19 protein-coding genes are annotated in these 23,210 nt (G+C 67.5%); 9 read left to right on the top strand and 10 right to left on the bottom strand.

Annotation, left to right across the window (positions count from 1 at the left end; genetic code table 11):
- Window positions 1-27: 27 nt before the first annotated feature.
- Window positions 28-1,497, bottom strand: a complete 1,470-nt coding sequence (locus MLP_RS06125) for a cell division protein PerM (protein ID WP_013862153.1) — start codon at window positions 1,495-1,497, stop codon at window positions 28-30.
- A 154-nt stretch (window positions 1,498-1,651) separates the two neighbouring features.
- On the opposite strand from MLP_RS06125, the gene MLP_RS06120 reads away from it, so the two are divergent.
- Together MLP_RS06120 and MLP_RS06115 are read left to right on the top strand one after the other, a co-directional pair.
- Window positions 1,652-3,505: a hypothetical protein gene (locus MLP_RS06120; RefSeq protein WP_013862152.1), complete on the top strand. Its 1,854-nt coding sequence runs from the start codon at window positions 1,652-1,654 to the stop codon at window positions 3,503-3,505.
- A 733-nt stretch (window positions 3,506-4,238) separates the two neighbouring features.
- Window positions 4,239-6,206, top strand: a complete 1,968-nt coding sequence (locus tag MLP_RS06115) for an elongation factor G (protein WP_013862151.1) — start codon at window positions 4,239-4,241, stop codon at window positions 6,204-6,206.
- A 23-nt stretch (window positions 6,207-6,229) separates the two neighbouring features.
- On the opposite strand, the gene MLP_RS06110 is transcribed toward MLP_RS06115, so the two are convergent.
- From MLP_RS06110 to MLP_RS06095, 4 genes are all read right to left on the bottom strand, one after another.
- Window positions 6,230-6,769 (bottom strand): NUDIX domain-containing protein, encoded by a 540-nt coding sequence (locus tag MLP_RS06110; RefSeq protein ID WP_013862150.1) that lies wholly within the window; start codon window positions 6,767-6,769, stop codon window positions 6,230-6,232.
- A 6-nt stretch (window positions 6,770-6,775) separates the two neighbouring features.
- The gene (sucD, locus tag MLP_RS06105; protein WP_013862149.1) at window positions 6,776-7,657 is read right to left on the bottom strand and encodes a succinate--CoA ligase subunit alpha; all 882 of its coding nucleotides are present in this window, start codon (window positions 7,655-7,657) and stop codon (window positions 6,776-6,778) included.
- A 14-nt stretch (window positions 7,658-7,671) separates the two neighbouring features.
- Window positions 7,672-8,850: an ADP-forming succinate--CoA ligase subunit beta gene (gene sucC / locus MLP_RS06100; protein ID WP_041791434.1), complete on the bottom strand. Its 1,179-nt coding sequence runs from the start codon at window positions 8,848-8,850 to the stop codon at window positions 7,672-7,674.
- A gap of 125 nt (window positions 8,851-8,975) precedes the next feature.
- Window positions 8,976-9,437 (bottom strand): cobalamin B12-binding domain-containing protein, encoded by a 462-nt coding sequence (locus tag MLP_RS06095; RefSeq protein WP_231851423.1) that lies wholly within the window; start codon window positions 9,435-9,437, stop codon window positions 8,976-8,978.
- An 89-nt stretch (window positions 9,438-9,526) separates the two neighbouring features.
- Between MLP_RS06095 and MLP_RS06090 the strand changes: the two genes are divergently transcribed.
- The 3 genes from MLP_RS06090 (at window position 9,527) to MLP_RS26115 (ending at window position 13,008) form a co-directional block, all read left to right on the top strand.
- Window positions 9,527-10,363, top strand: a complete 837-nt coding sequence (locus tag MLP_RS06090) for an esterase/lipase family protein (RefSeq protein WP_231851422.1) — start codon at window positions 9,527-9,529, stop codon at window positions 10,361-10,363.
- Window positions 10,364-10,631: 268 nt separating this feature from the next.
- Window positions 10,632-11,666: a M23 family metallopeptidase gene (locus MLP_RS26120; protein WP_013862145.1), complete on the top strand. Its 1,035-nt coding sequence runs from the start codon at window positions 10,632-10,634 to the stop codon at window positions 11,664-11,666.
- A 436-nt stretch (window positions 11,667-12,102) separates the two neighbouring features.
- Entirely contained in the window at window positions 12,103-13,008 is a 906-nt protein-coding gene (locus MLP_RS26115; protein WP_083843716.1) for a M23 family metallopeptidase, read from the top strand.
- Window positions 13,009-13,174: 166 nt separating this feature from the next.
- Here the strand turns inward: MLP_RS26115 and MLP_RS06075 are convergent, their stop codons facing one another.
- Window positions 13,175-16,003: a UvrD-helicase domain-containing protein gene (locus tag MLP_RS06075; RefSeq protein WP_013862143.1), complete on the bottom strand. Its 2,829-nt coding sequence runs from the start codon at window positions 16,001-16,003 to the stop codon at window positions 13,175-13,177.
- A gap of 46 nt (window positions 16,004-16,049) precedes the next feature.
- Here MLP_RS06075 and MLP_RS06070 point away from each other — a divergent pair, with 46 nt between their 5' ends.
- Both MLP_RS06070 and MLP_RS06065 read left to right on the top strand, forming a co-directional pair.
- A complete protein-coding gene (locus MLP_RS06070; protein ID WP_013862142.1) occupies window positions 16,050-17,282 on the top strand; it encodes a phospholipase D-like domain-containing protein in 1,233 nt (410 codons plus the stop codon).
- Between the two features lie 74 nt (window positions 17,283-17,356).
- Complete coding sequence (locus MLP_RS06065; RefSeq protein WP_013862141.1) at window positions 17,357-18,592, top strand: alpha-hydroxy acid oxidase; 1,236 nt, start codon at window positions 17,357-17,359, stop codon at window positions 18,590-18,592.
- 120 nt (window positions 18,593-18,712) lie between these two features.
- Here MLP_RS06065 and MLP_RS06060 read toward each other — a convergent pair whose 3' ends face one another.
- A complete protein-coding gene (locus MLP_RS06060) occupies window positions 18,713-19,618 on the bottom strand; it encodes a sulfite exporter TauE/SafE family protein (protein WP_013862140.1) in 906 nt (301 codons plus the stop codon).
- A gap of 226 nt (window positions 19,619-19,844) precedes the next feature.
- On the opposite strand from MLP_RS06060, the gene MLP_RS06055 reads away from it, so the two are divergent.
- Window positions 19,845-21,314, top strand: a complete 1,470-nt coding sequence (locus MLP_RS06055) for an RCC1 domain-containing protein (protein WP_172641545.1) — start codon at window positions 19,845-19,847, stop codon at window positions 21,312-21,314.
- A gap of 85 nt (window positions 21,315-21,399) precedes the next feature.
- On the opposite strand, the gene MLP_RS26110 is transcribed toward MLP_RS06055, so the two are convergent.
- The 3 genes from MLP_RS26110 to MLP_RS06040 all read right to left on the bottom strand — a co-directional run bounded on the left by MLP_RS26110 (window position 21,400) and on the right by MLP_RS06040 (window position 22,839).
- Entirely contained in the window at window positions 21,400-21,921 is a 522-nt protein-coding gene (locus MLP_RS26110) for a VOC family protein (RefSeq protein WP_013862138.1), read from the bottom strand.
- Between the two features lie 65 nt (window positions 21,922-21,986).
- On the bottom strand, window positions 21,987-22,433 hold the full coding sequence (locus tag MLP_RS06045) for an RrF2 family transcriptional regulator (RefSeq protein ID WP_013862137.1): 447 nt from the start codon (window positions 22,431-22,433) through the stop codon (window positions 21,987-21,989).
- A gap of 52 nt (window positions 22,434-22,485) precedes the next feature.
- Window positions 22,486-22,839: a hypothetical protein gene (locus MLP_RS06040; RefSeq protein ID WP_013862136.1), complete on the bottom strand. Its 354-nt coding sequence runs from the start codon at window positions 22,837-22,839 to the stop codon at window positions 22,486-22,488.
- A gap of 102 nt (window positions 22,840-22,941) precedes the next feature.
- Between MLP_RS06040 and MLP_RS06035 the strand changes: the two genes are divergently transcribed.
- Window positions 22,942-23,202 (top strand): GlsB/YeaQ/YmgE family stress response membrane protein, encoded by a 261-nt coding sequence (locus MLP_RS06035; RefSeq protein WP_013862135.1) that lies wholly within the window; start codon window positions 22,942-22,944, stop codon window positions 23,200-23,202.
- Window positions 23,203-23,210: the final 8 nt, after the last annotated feature.

The following is a 23,210-nucleotide window of genomic DNA, read 5'->3' as shown; positions in this document are numbered from 1 at the left end:
TACCGATCCGGAGCGAGTTCGACCCAGTCAGCCGATCTGCTGGGTCGGTTCGTCGGCGCCTTCGTCATCATCGTCGGCCGAATCCGCGGTGGCAGCGTTGATCGGGGGTCGACTCCGATGGGTTAGTGCCACCGTCTCCTCGTCGGTGTGCTCCGGCTCGTTCTCGGAGCGCTTCGGCCTCTCGACACCTGACGGGTCAGCGACCTTCTTCGATTCGCCCGATCCCTTGGCGGCGACAGGGGCAGCCGTGACCCGGGCGGTCCGGCGGCGCCACAGACCGAGCACCAGGCCACACAGTGCCCCGGACAGACCCATGGTCGAGGTCGCCATCACCAGCACCGGCACCAGCTCGGGGCCCACCCCGCTCAGCAGATCGGAGCCCAGATCGCCGCTGGTCGCCCAGGCGACCACGCTGAAGGCGCCACCGGCGAGCACGCCGGACAGTCCACCGACCAGGGCTGTCTCGTCATAGCGCGCCGACGGCCGGGCCAGCACCACCAGCGTCGCCGCGACCGCTCCGGCCGCCACGCCGAGAGCGAGCCACCACAGATGCGAGACGCTGCCCGGTCCGACGTCTGGCACCGCCGCCAGCATCGGGATGGACGGCAGGGCGCCCAGCTCGGTAGCAGCCGGCGAGACGATGGAGCCATTGCCCAGGGTGAACCCCGGACCGAGCGCATAGCAGGCGGCCCAGACGACCGCGTTGGGTGCGTACGCGAGTTGGCCGACCAGCAACGCCACATTGCCGACGATCCCCGCATCGAGCGCGGTCAACAGCGCCGTCACCCGATCGAGGTTGACCACCAGGCCGATGGCCAGCACCGCCGCACCACCCGCGAACATCACCAGCAAGGCCGCGATCACCGCCCGCGGCACGGCTCGGGACCAAGCCGGCCAGGCACCGGTCGGCCAAGTCTGCCGGGCGTGACAGCAGCCCCAGGCTGCGGCCACCGGAACGACGACGAGCATCACCATGCCGGACCGCAGCGCCGGCCAGGGGCCACCGGCAAGCAGTGCCACCCCGAGCAGGGGCACCAGATAACTGAGAGTCGCGATGATGCAGACCATCGGCGTCACCGTCGGAGAGCCAGCCGGCCCTTGTCTGGCCGCATAGCCGGCGGTCCGAGCCACCAACCACGCCACCAAACCGGTGATACCCCAGGGGATCAGCGTCACCGACGCGGAACCGAGAGTCGCGCCACCGCCATTGGCCAACAGCCAAAGCTGGGTGCCGGCGCTCAGCGCCTGCCCGAGTGTCCCGGGCTCGGCAGCCAGCCAGCCGACCACCACCAGGCCGGTCACCAGGACCCACCCCGAGAGCACACTGATCAGACCGGCACCGGCGGCCAGGGTCATCCAGGCCAGGGTGGGCAACTCGGTCGGGCCGGCGGACCCGATCACGACGGTCGGCTCGGTCGCGGCGAGATCGATGTCACCGCGGAGCCGGTGCGTCGCGGACTCGCCGCGGTTCCGACGCGGAGACAGCAAGGAAGCCATAGCGCCTCCCATGCTCGCCCAGGCCTGTGCTTCGGCCCCTCCGGACACGCCCACGGCAGGTAAAGTCATCGTGTTTGTGCCGTCGCGTACGGCGTGTCGGGCTCAGTCGGCACCCAAGGCGATCGGCGACCACCGAGCAGGAGACAACCTCAGCATGTCCGCAGACGATCCCGAGACGCCCCGGCCAGAAGACGCCCGGGGTGAGGAGCCGGAGACGGCCACGGACTCGTCGACGGCTGATCAGCAACCCGCGACGTCGGCCACCGACCCAGCTGTCGACGCAGTTGCCGACACCGGCGACACCGGCGACACTGCCGACACCGGCGACGACAACGATCAGGAGCTCACCCGGCCGCTCTATCGGGACGAGGCCACACCGGCCGGCGCTGCGCCCTCCTCGGATTCAGCTTCCTCCGACGATGACGAGGACGGACCGGGAGATGAGAGTTCCGAGCTGATCGAGACGACCGCGGAGTCGACCCCGTCCGATTCGCGGCCGCGTTCCGAGCTCTCCGACGAGACCACGATCTTGAGCCGCGCCCGAGCGCACAAGCGCAGCCAGATCGAACGCGACCCCGACGAGACCACCTTGCTCCCCCGCACCGCGGGCGGAAGCAGGGTCCGCCGACGAGACGACAGCGATAACGACTACGACGATGACATCGAGGCCGACCCGAAGGCGGACCGTCGCCGGTTGCTGCTGATGATCGGCGCCGTGGCGGTAGTGGCGATCCTCGGCCTACTGGCCGGGTACGCCATCATCAAGACCACGTCTCAGCCCGTCGCGGCTCCCGGTTCAGCCACCAGCGCACCGCCGGACCCCGATGCGCCGCCGACCGGGGACACCACGAGTTCGGCCAACACGGCTCTGATCACCGACCAGATGCTGCTCACCGACACCGATGCCGCGACGCTGGACAGCAAACGCACCTGGAAGGTCGCGCTCACCCAGCGTGGCAGCTCACCGGACTCGCCGCACCATCCCGCCTGCCTGTCCGTCGATGTCACCAAGGGGGCGCCGACCCCGCAGCAATCCGTGCTCCGACTGCTCAGCAGCAACGGCTCGAACTCACCGGCAGTTCTGCACCAGGCAACCGCGTACGGCACACCTGAGGAAGCCGCCCAGGCGTACGCGTACGCCTCCCGCGCTCTCGGCGACTGCGCGATGACCGGAGCCTGGGTGACCGCCGGGCATTTGATCGGCGGAGTGGGCGATCAGGCCACCGCGGTCACGATCCAGGTGCTGGGCGGCGACGCCCCCGAGTACCGCACCGTGGTGCTGACCCGCACCGGTCTCGTCGTGGACGTGGTCGACGTCGCCAAGCCCGACGAGGCAGTCTCCGCCACGCGGGTGGCCAAGGTGGCCGGCGCCATCGTCGACACCCAGTGCCAAGCCGCTGGCGGCGCCTGCTCCGATGAACCAGAGGCCCAGGACGGACCGCCCCCGTTGGGTGGAGACAAACCGGGCTTTCTGGCTTCGGGAGATCTGCCGCCGATGGGCGCGGACCTGACCCGCTGGGCCGGCACGACGCCCGGCGAGCCCGACAGCAACGTGCTGCTCGGCAGCGGCTGCGAGATCGTCAACTGGACGAAGGTGCCGGCCGAGGACCGCAGCCACCGGACGTACCTGTTGGCCGATAGCGCCAGCCGATTCGGACTCGACCAGGTGATCATCACCAACAAGGACGAGCAGACCGCCACCGCACTGGCGACCAAGGTCAAGGACGGCTGGACAAGCTGCCACGATCGCAAGCTGACGGCCACCATCACGCCGATCCGAGAAGTCTCCGGCCCCGGCGCCAAGAGCATGGACGTCAAGGGTTGGACGACCGAGGTCACCCAGAAGAGCAGCGACGACGCCACCACGAAGTACCGCGTCGGCATCGTCACCGCCGGCACCAAGGTGGTCTTCTTGTTCCTCAACCCGCAGGACACCCTCGACCTCACCAGCGATCAGTTCGACACCGTCGCCGTACGCGCCGGCCAGCGAACCACTCAGGTCAACTGAGCCGACTCGGCGACTCGCACCATATGCGCGGCCCCTGACGCGCGTCCCCTAGTGGCGCATCCCCTGATCGAGCGCCCCTGATCGACTTCGCACCATTTCCGGCTACTCCGCACCAAGCACGCGGGGTGCGAAGTTGCATCAGTTGGTGCTAAGTGGGGATTGGGGTGGTGTGACCTGCGGTCGCCGGTCCGGCTGGCGCCGCCGGGCCACCGACGACCACCAGTTGCGGGTGCACGGGGTACGTCTTGCGCCGCGGGGCCACGAACGATCGTCAACCGGGCGTACACGGCGTACACCTCGCGCCACCGGGCCACGAACGACCGCCGACCGGGCGCACACGGGGTACACCTCGCTCCGCCACAGATGAGCGCAGGAGCGGCGACTCCTGGCTCTGTCAGGTGGAATCGCTGATCGAGAAGGAGGCAAGGCACCTTTTCACGGCCGAAAGGGTCGGGTGGCCCGGAGGGATTGCACCTCCGGGCTCCTACCGATCCGTACGTGACAGTCTCCCGCCGTACGGCTCTTGTTGCTCTGGTCATCGGGTAGCCGGGATACCCGGGCCCGGCACCGGATCACCGAGTCGAAATTGGAGGTGCAACCGGACAGAGTCCGTCGTAGGGTGGAGCGAACGAGCCGACCGGAGTGACCGGTCGTGGAGCCCTGGAAGGAGGCCAGCAGATGCGAGGAACACGTGTGTCCCTGTCCTGCTGCCCACTTCTGAAGGGATCCACCTTTGCTCGCGCGTACGCTCAACCTCGGCATTCTCGCCCACGTCGACGCCGGTAAGACCACACTCACCGAACGACTGCTGCACCATTCCGGAGTCATCGACCAGCCCGGATCGGTCGATGCCGGCACCACCGCGACCGACACGCTCGCCCTCGAACGCCGCCGCGGCATCACCATCAAGGCGGCGGTCGTCTCGTTCCCGCTCGACGGGATGCGCGTCAATGTCCTCGACACCCCGGGTCACCCGGACTTCATCGCCGAGGTCGAGCGGGTCCTCGGCGTGCTGGACGGCGCGGTGCTCGTGCTGTCGGCCGTCGAGGGCGTGCAGCCGCAGACCAGGATCTTGATGCGTGCGCTCCAGCGGCTCCGGGTGCCGACGCTGGTGTTCATCAACAAGATCGACCGGCGTGGGGCTGACGTCGACGCCACCGTGGCTGCGATCAGGCGTCGGCTGGTCCGCAATGTGCTGCCGATGGGTCACCTCGAGCGGGTGGGCAGCAAGGCGGCGACCTTCAGCGCCTACCGCAGCGACGACCGAGCCTTCCGGGACCGAGAGACCGCGGCGCTCGCCGAACACGATGATGCGCTGCTGGCGGGCTTCGTCGAGGGCCGGCTCGGATCCGGCGAACAACTGCGCTCGGAGCTCGCGGCGCAGACCAGGGCCTGCATGCTGTATCCCACCTATGCGGGATCGGCGGTGACCGGATCCGGTGTTTCGGAGCTGATGGACGGGATCGCCACCCTGCTGCCGCCCGTCCTGCCAACGGCCACCCCGGACTCCGTCGATGGTCCGCCGTGCTCCGACCAGCCGTCAGGCCGAGTGTTCAAGATCGAACGCGGCGGGGCGGGCGAGAAGGTCGCCTACGTACGGCTGTTCTCCGGATCTCTACGCCCCCGCAGCCGGCTCGACCTGCCAGATGGTCGCGTCGGCAAAGTGACGAGTCTGCAGCTGTTCGACCAAGGACGCTGGCTGCGCACCAGCAGCATCGGACCCGGGCAGATCGGGCGCGTGACCGGCCTGTCGACCGGACGAGTCGGGGACGGCTTCGGCGGTGCCAAGACCGACGAGCACCACTTTGCGCCGCCGACGCTGGAGGCGTCGGTCGTGGCGATCGACGAAAGCCAAGGTCCGGCACTCCGGGCCGCCTTGGCCGAGCTGTCCGACTCCGATCCGCTGATCGCGGCCCGTGCCGACGACGACGGCCAGGCGACCGTGTCCCTGTATGGGAGGGTCCAGCAGGAGGTGATCGCCAGCACGCTTGCCGAGGAGTACGGGATCGCGGTGCGGTTCACCGATGCCAGCGTGCTGCACGTCGAACGCCCGCGGGCCGCCGGCGCGGCTGTCGAGCGGCTGAACACGGACTCGAATCCCTACCATGCGACGATCGGGCTGACCATCGCGCCAGGTTCGCCTGGGTCCGGTCTGACCTTCCGGTCCACCGTCTCGGCCCGCGACATGCCGCTGTACCTGTTCAAGAATGCGACAGCCTTCCAGGCAGCGATCGAGCGGCATGTCAGCGATGCACTGGCGGCGGGTCTGTACGGTTGGCGCGTCACCGATTGCGTGGTCACCCTGGATCACTGCGGCTACAGCGTCGCCGACGGCCCGCCGTCACGGCGAGGGCCGACCAGCACGGCGTACGACTATCGCCAGCTGACCCCGATCGTGGTCCGTCAGGCCCTGGAGCGGGCCGGCACCATCGTCTGCGAGCCGGTGCTGCGGGTCTCGCTCGAGATTCCCCGGGACGCCATCACCGCGGTCCAGCGGCTGGTCACCCGCTGGGGTGCGGAGGTGACGGCGCAGACCACGGGCTCCGACCTCAGCCAGCTCGAGGTACGCCTGGTGTCCACCCGGCTGCACGAGCTCCAGCTGCAACTGCCCGACCTCACCGGAGGCGAAGGGGTGCTGGAGTCACGTTTTGACTCCTTCGAGTCCGTGCACGGCGCTCCACCGGTTCGCCGCCGTGGGTAGGACACCTCGGAATCTCCGACAGGTCAGTGCACGCGATCCAGGTGCACCAGTGCCACCAGCAGGGCGCCGAGGGACTCGTTGTCGGTGATCTCGCCGGCCTTGATCATGGCCAGCAGGTCGGGCACCGCCACCAAACGGACGCCAGAGATCCCCTCCGCCTCCTGATCCGCGCCACCGACCGGTCGGAGCCCACGGGCCACGACCACCCGACCAGGCGCATCGGACACCCCGTTCAATGAGTAGACCGGCCCGAGATCGACCAGCGACTCGGCGGCCAGGCCGGTCTCCTCACGCAACTCGCGTCCGGCCGCCACCAACGGGTCCTCGCCGTCCGTACCGCCGGCCGGCACCTCCAGCGACAGCCCACCGATGGTGTAGCGGTCAACCTCGACCAGCACGATCTCGCCCGCCTCGGTCACCGGCACCACAAACACCGCCGGCGAGCGGACCTCGACCACGCCGTACACCCCGGGCGATCCATCCGGTCTCAGGACGGCGTCCTCGCGGACCCGGATCCAGGCGTTCTCGTACGCCACCCGTGACCGGAGTCTCTGCCAACCCATGGCCGCTCAGCCTTGGGTCATGATCTCCCGCATCAGCTCGGCGGTCTCGCTCGGCGTCTTGCCCACCTTCACTCCGGCCGCCTCGAGGGCTTCCTTCTTGGCCGCCGCGGTGCCGGAGGAGCCGGACACAATGGCGCCCGCGTGGCCCATCGTCTTGCCCTCGGGGGCGGTGAAGCCGGCCACATAGCCGACCACCGGCTTGGTCACGTTGGCCTTGATGAACTCGGCCGCCCGCTCCTCCGCGTCGCCGCCGATCTCACCGATCATCACGATCGCGTCGGTGTCCGGGTCGTCCTGGAACGCCTGCAGGCAGTCGATGTGGGTGGTGCCGATCACCGGGTCACCGCCGATGCCGACCGCGGACGAGAAGCCGATGTCACGCAGCTCGTACATCATCTGGTACGTCAGCGTGCCCGACTTGCTCACCAGCCCGATCCGACCGGCCTTGGTGATGTCGGCCGGAATGATGCCGGCGTTGGACTGCCCGGGCGAGATCAGCCCTGGGCAGTTCGGCCCGATCAGCCGGGTCTTCGACCCCGCCGCCAGCGTGTAGAACTCGGCCGAGTCCTTGACCGGCACGCCCTCGGTGATCACCACCGCGAGCGGGATCCCTGCCTCGATGGCCTCGACCACCGCACCCTTGGTGAACTTGGCCGGGACGAAGATGACCGTCACGTTCGCGCCGGTGGCCTCGACGGCCTCCGCCACGGAGTTGAACACCGGAACGGACTTCTGCTCGAACTCGACCTGCTGGCCACCCTTGCGGGGCGTCACGCCGCCGACGATGTTGGTGCCGGAGGTGAGCATCCGCTGGGTGTGCTTGCGGCCCTCGGAGCCGGTCATGCCCTGGACGATGACGCGGGAGTCGGAATTGAGGAAGATCGACATGTCAGTTCGTCCCTTCAGCCTGCAGCCAGCTCGGCAGCCCGGCGGGCCGCACCGTCCATCGTGTCCACCTGCTCCAGACCCGGCAGCTTCGCCTCGGTCAGGATCTGCCGGCCCAGATCGGCGTTGTTGCCGTCCAGCCGGACCACCAGCGGCACGTCGACGTGCTCGTCCTTGGCGGCCAGCAGCTCGAAGGCCTGGACGATCCCGTTGGCGACCGCATCGCAGGCAGTGATGCCGCCGAACACGTTGACGAAGACGCTCTTCACCTGCTCGTCGCCGATGATGATCTCCAGCCCGTTGGCCATCACCTCCGCGCTGGCGCCGCCGCCGATGTCGAGGAAGTTGGCCGGTTTCGGCGAGCCCTCGAACTCCTCACCGGCGTACGCGACCACGTCCAAGGTGCTCATCACCAGGCCCGCGCCGTTGCCGATGATGCCGACGCTGCCGTCCAGCTTGACGTAGTTGAGGCCCTTCGCCTTGGCCGCCGCCTCCAGTGGATCCTCCGCGGACTTGTCCGCCAGATCGGCGTGATCGGGGTGCCGGAAGTCGGCGTTGGCATCGAGAGAGACCTTGCCGTCCAGCGCGACGATCTTCCCGTCCCCGGTCTTGACCAGCGGGTTGACCTCGACCAGAGTCGCATCCTCGGACTCGTAGACGTTGCCGAGCAGCTGCAGCACCCGAGCGATCTCGACGGCATCATCTCCTTCGAAACCGGCCGCGGCGACGATCTCGTCAGCCTTGGCCTGATCGATGCCGACCGTGGGGTCGACCGGGATCCGGGCCAGCGCCTCCGGCCGCTCGACGGCGAGCTGCTCGATCTCCATGCCGCCCTCTTTGGAGCACATCGCGAGATAGCTGCGGTTGGCCCGGTCGAGCAGCAGCGAGAAGTAGTACTCCTCGGCGATGTCGGCACCCTCGGCGACCATCACCGTCTTGACGATGTGTCCCTTGATATCCAGCCCGAGGATCTCGGCCGCCTTCTGCTGCGCTTCGGCGGGGCTCTTGGCGATCTTCACCCCACCAGCCTTGCCTCGACCACCGGTCTTGACCTGCGCCTTCACCACCACGACGGGCGTGCCGAGCTCAGCGGCAGCTGCACCGGCCTCCTCCGGCGTCACCGCGGTGATGCCTCGCAAGACTGGGACGCCATGCTTCTCGAAGACGTCCCTCGCCTGGTACTCGTACAGATCCACACCGGCCTCCATGTCCAACTTGTGAAGTCCCTCGACGGCCGAATCGGCTCGTTTCCTCAGACCTCACCTCGCATCGTGCGTACCTCGGAGCCTATCGGTGCGCACCGACAAGGTGGTGGGCGGTGTCAGCCGGCAGGCCGGACGTTCTCACGTACCCAGGAGACGATGTCGGCCATCGTGGCGCCCGGAGTGAATACCTGCGCGACACCCAGCCGTGCCAGGGGTTCGCGATCGGCCTCCGGGATGATCCCCCCGCCGAACACCACGATGTCTCTTGCGTCGTTCTCGGCCAGCAACTCGACCACTCGGCGGAAGAGCGTCAGGTGGGCACCGGAGAGCACCGACAGCCCGACCGCGTCGGCGTCCTCGGCCAGAGCGGTCTGCACGATCTGCTCGGGAGTCTGGTGGAGTCCGGTGTAGATGACCTCCATGCCGGCGTCGCGCAGCGCCCGCGCGACGATCTTGACCCCGCGATCGTGCCCATCCAAACCGGGTTTGGCCACCACGATGCGGAGCGGCCGCTGCGGACCGCCCGAGGCAGAGCCGGACTCGAACTCGGGTGGGGTCACGTCGGCATCGATACCCACTCGGCGAGCATATCGAGTTCCCTCACGCCGAGCCCCGTGGGAGGTAATCTTCTTACGTGGGTCAGTCCGCCATCGAAGGCATTTCACGCGTGACGCGTCGTGCGCCACGGGTGGCGGCTGGACTGGCTCGGGAGGCCGGCTGGGTGACTGCCCATCTGATTGCGTACCCGTTCGGATTGATCGGCGATTCCAACGCCAAGCCCGATCAGCGCCACAGTCTGGGCGGTCTCAATCTTCACCAGCGCAGCCTGGTCCATTACGCGGTCGATGCGGCAGCGACACCGATCCTGCTGGTGCACGGCATCGTCGACAACCACACGATCTTCGATCCGCTGGAGCGAGCGCTGCGCCGCCGCGGATTCACCGATCTGTCCTCCTTCGACTACGGGTTGCTGACCACCGACGTGCGGGCCACCGCACTCGATCTGGCGACCGCTGTCGAGCGCCTGGTGGCCGAATCCGGCTACGAGAAGATCCATGTCATCGGGCACAGTCTCGGTGGGCTGATCAGTCGCTACTACGTGCAACGGATGGGCGGCCACGAGCGGGTGCACACGCTGGTCACCCTTGGGACGCCGCATCAAGGCTCCGCGCTGGCACGGGTCGGCTCGATGCTGCCGCTGGTACGCCAACTGCGTCCGGACTCCGACTTGATCGCGGAACTCAACGAACCCGCACCGTCGTGCGACACCCGCTTCCTCGCCTTCCACTCCGACCTGGACCAGCTGATCGTCCCCAGTCGCAATGCCCGGATCGAGCACCCCGACCTGCGAGTGCGCAATGTGCCGGTGCACGGCATCGGACACATGTCGCTGACCAATGACCGGGGCATCGCGTTCCAGATCGCCGCTGCGCTGGCCCAGTTGGACGACCAGGTGGAGTTCGACCCGCACGAAGCCACCGTGGCCGGCTCTCTGGTCGACTGAGTCGCCGATCGAATCTGGCTCCGACCCCTGCGCGGGGCCGCCGCGGCGGCTATCGTGGGGACTGCGTGACGTCGCGGTTGTGGGGCGGAAGCGACGACGGGTTTGAGGTTTGGTTATCAGTCCGTTATCTTCTTCTGTGCCCCCGCTTCGAGTCAGGCGTATCAAAGACAATCGCGACGACTCGACCCTGGTGATTCACCATCAAGGTGGGCGGCGCCGAGCAAGGACAGCCACCCTCGCGGTGGTACGTGACGATGGGAGCAGCCAGGTGGCATCGCAGTCGGCCGAGTGCCGTGAGCGGCGTACGCCGACGCGGAAGGTCTCGGTCGAGGGACGCCGTGGTTGGCTGTCCCATGGTCTCGCAGCTCTCGCCATCTCTGCCCTCGGCCTGGGGGTCGCCGCTTCGGTGTCATTGACCACCAGCGCCCAGCCTGTGTCAGCACCTGCTCCGGTCGCCATTGCGCAGACCGACCAGGTGGCCGGCACCGTCACGGCTGCGGTTGCCCCGGGCAACCAGTCCGCCGACAATGCGGCCGCCGACCAGAGCCTGGCCGCATTCACGCGCCCACAAGCGGTGGAGAACACGTCTCGAAGCGCGAACCTCCAGGCCGCCGTGGTCAAGGAGCGGGCCGCGCAGCGCGCCGAGGATCTGGCGAAGTCAGCCGAAGAACTCAGCCAGGCCGCCCGCGATGCCGGCGGCGCGGCACGCAGCCAGGAACTCGCCTCCACCGAGCAGGCCACGCGGCAGACCGCAGTCAAGATCGCCCAGCAACGGCTCGCCGAGGCTGTGCGCAAGCGGGTCGCCGCCGAAGCCGATCAGCAGGGCGCCAGCACCGACACCTCCCTGCTCGCCGGGAACTCCGATCCCACGGTCTCGGCCGGAGGCGGCAGCGCTTCGCCGGTGCCCGGCGCCGTGGTCGGCGCACACTTCGGCCAGTATGGACTGTGGTCGCGCTATCACACCGGACTCGACTTCCGGGCGGGTTTCGGCACCCCGATCAAGGCGGTCGCCGACGGCGTGGTTCTCTACGTCGGCAATAGCGGCGACTGGTCCGGAAACCACGTCGCCATCCGGCATGCCGGCGGTCTGACCACCATGTCCTCGCACATGTCGTCGATGGCGGTGCAGGCCGGGCAGTCCGTCAAGGCCGGTCAGGTCATCGGTTACGTCGGCAGCACCGGCCGTGCCTTCGGGCCACACCTGCACTTCGAGCTCTATCCGGCCGGCGTGAAATACGGTGACGTCTATCGCGCCGTCAATCCCTCTCCCTGGCTGCGCAGCATCGGCGTCAACGTCAACTGAGCCTGCCCGCTCCGCCCACACCGGCGTACGCACGCGTTCCAACCGCGACGCTTCCGTCATTCGACGGCATTCGCAGCCACCCAGCCAACGCTTGGCATCAATCGACGACATTCGCCGTCGCAGCCCGCCATCCTGACCCGGATCACGTCCTGACCAGGAGACTTTGCTCACAAAACCCCTCGCAGACCCGCGACCACCCGACCGACTGGTCTGTTTGAGGTTTAAACCGTGTTACCAATCCGTTATCGTCAGAGGCAGCAACCGTCCGGTGGCCTCCACCGGATACCCCACTGGCTGCATCCGAGGTCGCGCTGACGCGACGTCCGCCTCAGGGAACTCCCGACGTGAATGTTTCCCTGAATCGGGCACTCCCTGACGTGGAGCTCACGAGTAACGCAGCCCCTGTTGTCCGACCCAGGAGTTCTGCGTGCCCAGAATGCAGTCCCAGCGCGCCGTTGCGCGACGAGCCGCGCCGCCAGAGCGGCGATGGCCCGAGTACGTACGCCTCGTGCCAGGCGCCCTCAACGCCGGCCTGGCCGCTCTCGCGGTCTCGGTGCTGGGTCTCGGTGTCACTGCCGGACTCTCTTCCACCAGCTCGGCCCAGACGACCGACAACATCAGCCAGTCAGCGATCGTCACCACCGTCGTACCGGGCGTCGATCAGCCGTCGGAGTTCGAGCGGGACAGCAGCACCATCAGCCGTTCCAACTTCCGCGCCGCGTTGACCGACACCGGCAAGGCCGTCGATCTCGATGTCACCGCACTGTCCGAGCCGGCCGACTCAGCACAGGTCGACCTGCACGCGTACGACGCACGCACCGCGCTGCTCGCCCGGGAGTCGAAGGCCACCACGAAGCTGCAACAGAAGCTGGTGAAGGCGAAGAAGAAGGCCGATGCAGTCAAGAAGGCGTTGGGCACTCCCACGCTGCCCGTGAAGTCCTACACACTCGTCGCACGGTTCGGCGATGTGGGAGCCTGGGCGCGCTATCACACCGGGCTCGACTTCTCCGCGCCGATCGGCACCGCCATCCACGCCCCGACCGCAGGCGTGGTCGAGCATGCCGGCTCCGGTGGCGAAGCAGGCGGCTGGGCCGGCAGCTACGTGGTGCTCAAGCACGCCGACGGCACGCAGACCCTGTACGCGCACATGTCCTCGATCTCGGTCCAGGATGGCCAGAAGGTCACCGGCGGCAAGCTCCTCGGCCACGTCGGCCAGAGTGGTCGCGCCTTTGGCCCGCACCTGCACTTCGAGGTCTATCCACGCGGCGCCGAGCCGGGCGACGTCTACACCGCCGTCGACCCCGAGCCGTGGCTGCACAAGCTCGGCCTCAAGCTGCGTTAGTCGTCACTCGCTGTTCGCTCCGCGCTCCAGACTCTGCCTTCCCTCGTCGCTCGCAGACGGAAGAACATGTCTGCTCGACTCCTCAGTCCAGGCAGAGCCGCGCTACGCTCACGGCCGCTCGCGACGGGAGTCGTCACTCGCTACTCCGCTGCGCGCCGATTGCTCCCTACAACTTCTCGATCGGGGCGTGGCGGACGGCGAGGCGTTTGATGCCGTGCGAGCCGAAGTCGACGTCGGCGCGAGGGTCCTCGACCGAGCCGGAGGTGGCGATCACCTTCCCCAGCCCGAAGCGGGTGTGCAACACCTTGTCTCCAGCTGCGAGGACGGGCACCTCCTTGGCGGTCCGCCGCCCGGAGCCGAAGGCCGGCGAGCCACCGTCCGCGCCGCCCGACCCGCCGTACGAACCCGCGCCCGGCCTGGCCCGCCACGTCGTCTGACTACGGCTGGTGGCCGACGTGTTCCGCCAGCTCGTGGTCGCCGACTGCAGCCGGCGCCAGTCGATCAGCCGCTCCGGGATCTCGTTCAGGAATCGACTCGGTGGGTTGTGCTGCGGCGTACCCCACACGGTCCGGACGACCGCCCGGGTCAGATAGAGCCGCTGTTGGGCCCGGGTGATCCCCACGTACGCCAACCGCCGTTCCTCCTCCAGCTCCTTGGAGTCCCGGCGCTTCGAGCCCGCTCCCCCGGCCCGTCCGTACGCGGCCACCCGGCTGGACGACTCAGCCCGGTCTTCGTCGCCGACGGCCTGCAATGACCGCTGGTGGGGGAATACCGCATCCTCCAGTCCGGTCAGGAAGACGGTGTCGAACTCCAGGCCCTTGGCGGTGTGCAAGGTCATCAGGGTCACCACGCCGGCCGACTCATTGGTGTCCGGGATCTGATCGGAATCGGCCACCAGCGCCACTCGTTCGAGGAAAGCGCCCAGTGAGGGATCCGGCTCGGGCGCCCCGGCGGCCAGACTGAGCGAGCCGTCCTCCGGCTCGCCATCCGGATCCGATCCTTCCGAAGCGGACTCGCCCGGATCCGACGCAGCCGGCATGGTCGCGGCAGTTGCCAGCTCACCGGTCTGCGGATCCACTCCGGTCAGCAGCGCGAGCTCGGCCAGTTCCTCGGCGGTCAGTCCAGCGAGGTCCTCGGCGGTCAACTCGAAGTCACCCGGGGCGACCGGCGTCGCCTCGGCGACGAACTCGCGAGCCACCCCGATCAGCTCCTGCAGGTTCTCCAGCCGAGTCTCGTCCTGCGGATCCTCCGAACCCGACAGCTCAGCCAAGTAGCCGGACTTCTCCAGCACACTGAGCAGGATCTGGTCGGCCGGCACACCGTTCGTCACCATCGCCTCATGAGCGTCCATGAAGGCGGCGAAATCGGTGAGCAGCCGAGCCGAGCGAGTGGCCAGCCCGTCGATCTCGTCGACTCTGCGCAGCGCATCGCCGAAGCTGATCCGTTCGCGCGCGGCCAGGTCGGCGACCGCCCCCTCGGCCTTGTCGCCGATCCCCCGCTTGGGCACGTTGAGGATCCGGCGCAGCGACACGTCATCGGCTCGGTTGGCGATCGCCCGCAGATAGGCGATAGCGTCGCGGATCTCGCGCCGCTCGTAGAAGCGCACCCCGCCGACCACCTTGTAGGGCATGCCGACCCGGATGAACACCTCCTCGAAGGCACGTGACTGCGCGTTGGTGCGATAGAAGACGGCCACGTCACCGTAGGTGAGCTGCTTCTCGTCACGAAGCTTGTCGATCTCGCGGGCCACGAACTGCGCCTCGTCGTGCTCACTGTCGGCCACATATCCGGTGATCAGCGGGCCGTCGCCGGCCTCGGACCACAACCGTTTGGGCTTGCGGTTCTCGTTCTGCACGATCACCGCGTTGGCCGCGTTCAGGATGGTCTGGGTGGAGCGGTAGTTCTGCTCCAGCAGGATGGTCCGGGCGCCGGGGAAGTCGGACTCGAAGTCGAGGATGTTGCGGATGGTGGCGCCGCGGAAGGCATAGATCGACTGGTCGGAGTCGCCGACCACCATCAGCTCCGGCGGCTCGACGTCATGCTCGCTGTCGCGCCCCAGCTCCCCGTCGCGTTCTGTCTCCCCCGCGTGTCCTGCGGCGTCGGAGAGCTCGGTGGAGCACAGCTCGCGGATCAGCACATACTGCGCATGGTTGGTGTCTTGATACTCGTCGACCAGCACATGCCGGAACCGGCGGCGATACTGCTCGCGCAGCTCCGGGAAGGCTTGCAGCAGGTGCACGGTGGTCATGATGATGTCGTCGAAGTCGAGGGCGTTGGCCGCCGCCAGCCGCCGCTGATACTCCGCGTACGCCGCGGCGTTGTTGCGATCCTGCTCCGAGGTCGCCAGTGAGGCCGCCGTCTCGTGGTCGATCAGCTCGTTCTTCTGATTCGACACCCAGCTGAGCAGGGCACGGGTCGGATACTTCTTCGGGTCCAGCCCCAGATCGTTCAGCACCAACTGCATCAGCCGCTTGGAATCCGCGTCGTCGTAGATGGAAAAGGTGCGGGACAGCCCGAACCGGTTGATGTCGCTGCGCAGGATGCGGACGCAGGCAGAGTGGAAGGTCGAGATCCACATCAGCTTCGCGCGCCCGCCGATCAGGTCGGCCACCCGGTGCCGCATCTCCGCGGCTGCCTTGTTGGTGAAGGTGATCGCCAGGATCGAGCCGGGATGCACCTTGCGCTCGCCCACCAGGTACGCGATCCGTCGGGTCAGCACCCTGGTCTTGCCCGAGCCGGCGCCGGCCACCACGAGCACCGGCGAGCCTGCATGCAGCACGGCCTCCCGTTGGGCTGGATTGAGCCCCGCGAGCAGATCGACCTTGGGCCGGCCTCTGCGACGCGGCTGCTCGGCCGACTCACCGACCTTCGGGTCGGCAGCCCCGAGCAGCGACTCGGCGGTGCTGCCGGTGTCGGGACTCAACAGGGCCTCCCAGGCCAACTCGTCGGCAGAGCGGACCGGCGTACGGGCTGATTCATGTGGTGCGGCTGACATCTCGGCTCCACCCTAGTATTGAGAACCGACACCTAAGATCGATCGCATGCAGTGGCGTCGGATGAAAGTCGGGAGCGTCCTCAAGCGGGTCGCTCTCGCTGTGGCTGCTGTGCAGGGAGTGACGCTGCTGACGCTTGTGGCGATCGACCAACACCGCAAGCGACACCGCGCCCCGGCGAGGTTCCCTCGAGTGCCGGCCCGCTCGGTGACCGCCGGCGGCTCGGAGGTGACGCTCTACACCTATGGCGAGGACCTCTACTACGACATGCTCGGCGCCATCCGGCAGGCCAAGTCCGAGATCTTCTTCGAGACCTTCATCTGGAAGAACGATCGGATCGGCCAGTCGTTCAAGCGGGCTTTGATCGAGGCGGCCGACCGCGGAGTGTCGGTCTATGTGGTCTACGACGTGTTCGCCAACCTGGTGGTGCCGCGATCCTTCTTCGACCTGCCGCCGACCATCAACGTACGCCGTCATCCGCTGATCGCCAGTCCGTTCCGGATGATCCGCAACTCCGGCCGCGATCACCGCAAGCTGCTGGTCGTCGACCACGACGCGGCGTTCGTCGGCGGCTACAACATCGGGTCGCTGTATGCGACCGACTGGCGCGACACGCATGCCCGGCTGACCGGCGACATCGTCTGGGACATGCGGAACGCCTTCATCGACTACTGGAACCTGTTCGCCGGTCGGCATCAGCCGGCGCTGCCGGACTATGGAAGCGAGCACTGGCAGCCCGACATCCGGGTGCACCGGAATCTGCCCCGACTGCTGGTCTATCCGATCCGCAACATGTATCTCGACGCGATCGATCGCGCCTCGCATCGCATCTACCTGACGCACGCGTACCTGATTCCCGACACCAACATGCTCGCCGCGTTGATGCGCGCCGCCGAGCGCGGCGTCGACGTGCAGATCATCGTGCCGCAGGAGTCGAACCACATCGTCGCCGACTGGCTGTCGCGGGGCTTCTACGGTCAACTGCTGGCCAGTGGGGTGAAGCTCTTCCTCTACCAAGGTGCGATGGTGCACGCCAAGACCGCGACCATCGACGGTCAGTGGTCGACGATCGGCACCGCCAACATCGATCGGATCAGCCTGCTGGGCAACTACGAGATCAATATCGAGGTCTTCAGCGCGGAGGTGGCCCGTCAACTGGAGGCGATCTTCGAGGTCGACCGCAGCAACTCGCGCCAGCTCTCGGCCACCGAGTGGGGCGGCCGGCATGCCATGGTGAAGTTCTCCGAGACGGTGCTGGCACCGCTGCGTCCGCTGCTGTGAGGCGGACTGCAGCGCGCGGGGCGTGGTGAGTAGGGTTTGATCCGCCCGTCGGCTATCGAAGGAGACTGACGCCCATGGTCGAGCGCCACTTGCCCAAGCCTCGCGAGCTGGCTCCGCTGCTGCAGTTCAAGAAGCCCGAGCTGAGCGCAAAGCGACGCCGGCTGGAGGGTGCGCTGACGATTGCAGACTTACGAGCGATCGCCAAGCGGCGTACGCCGAAGGCCGCCTTCGACTACACCGATGGCGCGGCCGAGGGCGAGGTCTCGCTGGCCCGGGCCCGGCAGGCGTTCCAGGACATCGAGTTCCACCCCTCGATCCTGCGCGACGTGTCCCAGGTCGATACCTCCCGCGAGGTGCTGGGCGGTCGGGTGGCGCTGCCGTTCGGCATCGCTCCGACCGGTTTCGCCCGGATGATGCAGACCGAGGGCGAGCGCGCCGGCGCAGCAGCCGCAGGTGCGGCCGGTATCCCGTTCTGCCTGTCCACCATGGGCACCACCTCGATCGAGGACGTGCAGGCCGCCAATCCGGGTGGCCGCAACTGGTTCCAGCTCTACATGTGGAAGGACCGGGACCGTTCGATGGCCCTGGTCGAGCGGGCCGTCAAGTCCGGCTTCGACACCCTCCTGGTCACCGTCGATGTGCCGGTGGCCGGCGCTCGGTTGCGAGACAAGCGCAACGGGATGTCCATCCCACCGGCATTGACCCCTGGCACGGTGGTCAATGCCATCCCCCGACCGGCCTGGTGGGTCAACTTCTTGACCACCGAGCCGTTGGCGTTCGCCAGTCTGGATCGCTGGAGCGGGACCGTGGGCGAGTTGATCGACACGATGTTCGACCCGACTGTCGACTTCGAGGACCTGAGCTGGATCAAAGCCCAGTGGCCGGGCAAGCTCGTCGTCAAGGGAGTGCAGAACGTCGCCGATGCCAAACGGCTGGCCGACCTCGGCGTCGATGGCATCGTGTTGTCCAACCACGGCGGCCGGCAGTTGGACCGGGCACCGATTCCGTTCCACCTGCTACCCGATGTGGTCCGCGAAGTCGGCAACGATCTGGAGGTGCATCTCGACACCGGCATCATGTCCGGCGCCGACATCGTCGCCGCGGTCGCATTGGGAGCGCACTTCACGCTGATCGGTCGGGCCTACCTGTATGGGTTGATGGCCGGTGGGCGGGAAGGCGTGGATCGGACGATCGAGATCCTGAGCGCCGAGATCATCCGGACCATGCAGTTGCTCGGCGTGTCGACGCTCGACGAACTGGAACCCGCCCACGTCACCCAGCTCGTCCGCCTGGAGCCCCGCCCCCGCTAGGGCCGGCAATCGTCACTCGCTGTTCGCTCCGCGCCGGGCCCGAGACCTCGATCTGCTCGATCTTGTCGGTCTTGCTCGATCTGTAGCCGGTGCAGATCCGACAATCCCGAGCAGATCCGCTCAGGAGGCGACGGAGGCGGGCACTTCGGCACCTTCGGCAGCGGCGGCTGCCGCGAGTCGCTTGGCACGGGCAGCGGCGACGTACAGGCCGGCGAGGGTGACGATCAGGATCGCACCGTAGACCCACCAGCGCACGTCCACCGGCACCTCGAAGCTCTTCAGCAGCGTACGCGAGTTGGTCAGCAGGATCAGACCGCCGACCGCGACCCCCAACAGGTGGGTGGGTGCATAGCGCACCAGCACCGCTGCCAGCGGAGCCGCCACCAACCCACCAGCCAGCAGGGCCAATGCGAAGCCCCAGTTGATCCCGGCCGCGCCGAGGCCGAACAGGAATCCCAGGCTGGCCGCCGCCGACACCGCGAACTCGCTGGTATCGACCGAGCCGATCACCTTGCGCGGCTCCAGCCGCCCGTCGGCCAACAGCGCCGGGGTGGCGACCGGGCCCCAGCCTCCGCCGCCAGTGGCGTCGACGAAGCCGGCGAACAGCCCGAGCGGCGCCAGGAACTTCAGCGAGAGCTGCTTCTTCAGCTTCGGCGGCACGAACCCGATCACGAACCGCGCCAACACATAGCTGCCGAGCAACGCCAGGATCGCGGCCATCACCGGGGCCGCGGCCTCAGTCGACAGATTGGACAGCACGGTCGCACCCAGGAAGGCGCCGATCGCGCCCGGGCCGGCCACCCTGGCCACCACCCGCCAGTCCACGTTCTTCAGCTTCCAGTGGGCCACGCCGGAGGCGATATTGGTGCCGAGCTCGGAGAAGTGCACCGATGCCGAAGCGGCGGCCGGGGTCAGTCCGGCGAGAATCAGCAGCGAGCTGGACGTGACGCCGTATCCCATCCCGAGGCTGCCGTCGATGAGCTGGGCAGCAAAGCCCACCAGGGCCAAGATGATCAACTTGCGCATGTCGAGCCTTCTCTGAGCGGGGTCTCCGGGGCATGAAACCCTAGTAGTTCTCTAGGAATTACTCAGAACATAGCACTGGAGGGGCGGGAACACCCACCAGACATCTCGCATCTCGGACGCAGCAGGACAGTCCAACGCGGGCCGGGTCGCCCCCGACGCCAGCAAACTGATGGCTATGCCATTATGTTCGTCCGAGCGCCGATATAGAAGCCAGGACGGAGACTCCATGACAGCGAAGAGCTACCTCGTAACAGTGATCACCGGGACCAAGAGGTTCGCCGACACACGAGCCGAGGTGAACATCACGATCCAGGGCACACTCGGGAGCAGCCCTGAGACCCAGCTCTCAGGCGAGTTCGAGACCGGCAGCAACCGAGAGTTCACCTTCGAGCTCGCCGACCTCGGGAGCTTGACGAGCATCGACCTGCGGCACGACAACGCCGGGACCGCCCCGGCCTGGTTCGTGGACAAGGTCGTCGTCCAAGACACCAGCACCGGGAGCACCTGGGTCTTTCCGGCGGGACAGTGGCTCAGCGACACAGCGACTCATACCTTCGCCGGTGAGTTGCTCGGCTCCGGCGAGGTCGTGGCACCCACGTTGTGGCAAGGCTGGGTCTGGGGCCAGAACGACCACGGTGAGCTCGGCGACGGGACCAACAAGCGACGGTTCGCCCCCAGCCCTATGCCGTACCTGGACCAGGTCGGCGTCAGCGCCATCGACGGCGGCGGCTGGTTCAGTCTGGCTTTGCTGAATGACGGCAGTGTGTGGAGCTGGGGGAGGAATGACTGGGCCCAGCTCGGCGACGGGACCAAGGAGACCCGCCACGCGCCGGTGGATGTCATGCACCTGGCGCGGTTCGGCGTCAAGGCGATTGCCGCTGGCGGCTGGACCAGCCTTGCCCTGCTCAAGGACGGAACCGTGTGGAGTTGGGGTGCCAACGACTGGCGCCAGCTCGGCGCGGGCGACACCGGCTTCAACGCCCACACCATCCCGGTCAAGGTCGAGGGCCTCAGCGGCGTAACGGCCGTGGACATCGGCGGCTGGCATTCACTGGCACTGCGCGAAGACGGCACCGTCTGGTCCTGGGGGCACGGCCATCAAGGTCAGCTCGGCGACGGCACCAACAGCGACCACAATGCAGCCGCCGTCGTGCCGGGGCTCAGCGGCGTCAAGGCGGTCAGCGCGGGCTATCGGCACAGCCTGGCCTTGCTGAGGGACGGCACAGTGTGGAGCTGGGGCTACAACGCTCAAGGCCAGCTCGGCGATGGCACCAACACCAACCGCAACACGCCGGTGAAGGTGGCCTCGCTCGGCGGTCGGGTGAAGGCGATCGCCGCCAGCTCCAGCAACGTCTTCCACGACCCGAGCTTCTCGCTGGCCCTGCTGGAGGACGGCACGGTGTGGAGCTGGGGCACCAACGACTGGCACCAGCTCGGCGACGGCACCAACACCAGCCGCAACACGCCGGTGAAGGTGTCGGACCTCAGCGGGGTGAAGGCCATCGCTCCTGGTGGACGGCACAGCCTGGCTCTGCTGAAGGACGGGACAGTCTGGGGCTGGGGTGCCAACGACCACGGTCAGGTCGGCACAGGTGATGGCACGCCCGATCGCTATGCCGCACCGGTCAAGATCGAAGGCATCTCGCATGTCAAGGCCATCGCTGCCGGCGGGTGGCACTCGATCGCTGCTCTGTAGGAAACCTCGGCGTCGCCAGTCCTTGGTCGCAGGGAGCCGTGGGCCAGCATCATCGGCTCCGCGGCTCCCTGCGACGAGACTCCCGTCAGGGCTCGCCGTACTGCTCCCGCGGATCGATCAACGGATAGCCTGGCGCTACCGGTACGGCGATGCCCTCGTCATAGATCTGCTGCCGGCGCCGACGCCCGGTCGGCTCGTCCAACTGCTGCAGGAGCTCGATCACGTTCCCGTCCGGGTCGGCGATGTAGACCTGCTCGATGAAGTCGTCGCGCACCCGGAAACCGCCGACCCGCTCCAGCCCACGGGCCCGCAGCGCCGCCAGGTAGGGCTCGAACGAACCGACCATGATCGCGACATGATGCACCAGTCCGGTCTGCAGCTCATCGGGCTCCCAGTGGGGTGCGTTGTCGCGCAGCCGTCCAGGTGTCTTCTCCTCGACCACGTGGATCTCCGCCTCTCCCAGCCGGAAGTAGGCGCCACGGAAGACGAAGTTCGTCGGTCGGTGGATCTCCTCGAATCCCAGCACGGCCAGGTAGAAATCGCGGGTCCGGTCCAGATCGGACACGACGAAGGCCGCGTGGTGCAGCCACGCTCGAGGTTCACTCACCGCACCGCTCTCCTTTGCTTCTCCCTTACTGCCAACAACCCGGCCGCTGAGCACGCAGAGGTCTGCTAGACCCAGGCATTGGGGTTGGCGACCAGGGCCGCCACCGACTCCGGCAGCTTGCCGGACGCCACATGAGCCAGGGTCACGCCCTCCAGAATCGCGCGCTCCGAGGCGCGCAACGCGATCCACACCTCCTGCAGCGAGGCTGCGGCGCCTTCGTACTCCAACTGCTCCGGCCGACTGCCCCGTACGTTGGCGAGTTCTCCATCCAGAGCACGGATCACGTCGGCGATGCTGATCTTGTCCGCCGGACGGGCCAGCCGATAGCCGCCGTCCGGCCCTCGCTGGCTGCGCAGCAGTCCTCCCCGGCGGAGCTCGCCAAGGATGCTCTCCAGATATTTGTTCGGGATCTTCTGCGCTCCCGACAGTTGCTCGACCGTACGGGGAGCGTCGGCGGCAGCGAGTTCGGCGACCGCGCGCAGCGCATAGTCGACTCTGGCGGAGAGTCTCATATGTCGACTCTAGTGGCTCGGCCGACGACACGGGGCGGCGGCGTCACGGCAGTCAGCCCCACAGGACCGCCACCCCGGCGTTGAGCAGGACCAATCCGGTGATCAGGGTCCACAGTCCCCGCGGGATCGACTGGAACTTCCGGTTCTTGGCCACCAGCAGCACGACGATCAAGGCGATGCCGAGCTTGACACCCAGTTTGGCGTGATTGACCGGATGGGCGGGATCGCTGGACAGCTCCAGCAATCCGGCGAGCACCAGGCCGCTGGCCACCTGCGTCCAGGCCCCGACCAGCATCGGCAGGTTCACCTCGGGATCGAGGACCCGCAACTGGATCACGCAACCGCCCAGCAAGGTCGCGAAACCGACCAGGTGCACCAACGTCAGGAGCTGATAGACGAGGTGCATGCTGTGAGGATAGTGACTCGGGCGAGCATCGAGCTGGACCTGAGTCGGCTTGTCGGAGGCTGGATCCTGGGTTCCGGCGGCTCAGCACCGTACGTTTGAGGTATGGGCATCATCGGCTGGATCCTGATCGGACTCATCATGGGCGCACTGGCGAAGTCCGCGCTCAACCGGAAGGGCGGCACCTGGTTGGGATCGCTGCTGCTCGGCGTCGTGGGAGCACTGGTCGGCGGCTTCCTGGGCAGCGTCGCCTTCAATCGTGGCATCGACGGCTTCTGGTCTCCCTGGACCTGGTTGCTCGCCTTCGTCGGCAGCGTCATCGTGCTCGCCGTCTGGAGCGCCATCTCCGGCCGATCCAAGGCCTGACCGACCTC

This window comes from Microlunatus phosphovorus NM-1, assembly GCF_000270245.1.
Lineage (GTDB): Bacteria > Actinomycetota > Actinomycetes > Propionibacteriales > Propionibacteriaceae > Microlunatus > Microlunatus phosphovorus.
Note: the sequence above shows the minus strand (reverse complement) of the source record. Positions and strands in the feature narration are given on the sequence as shown.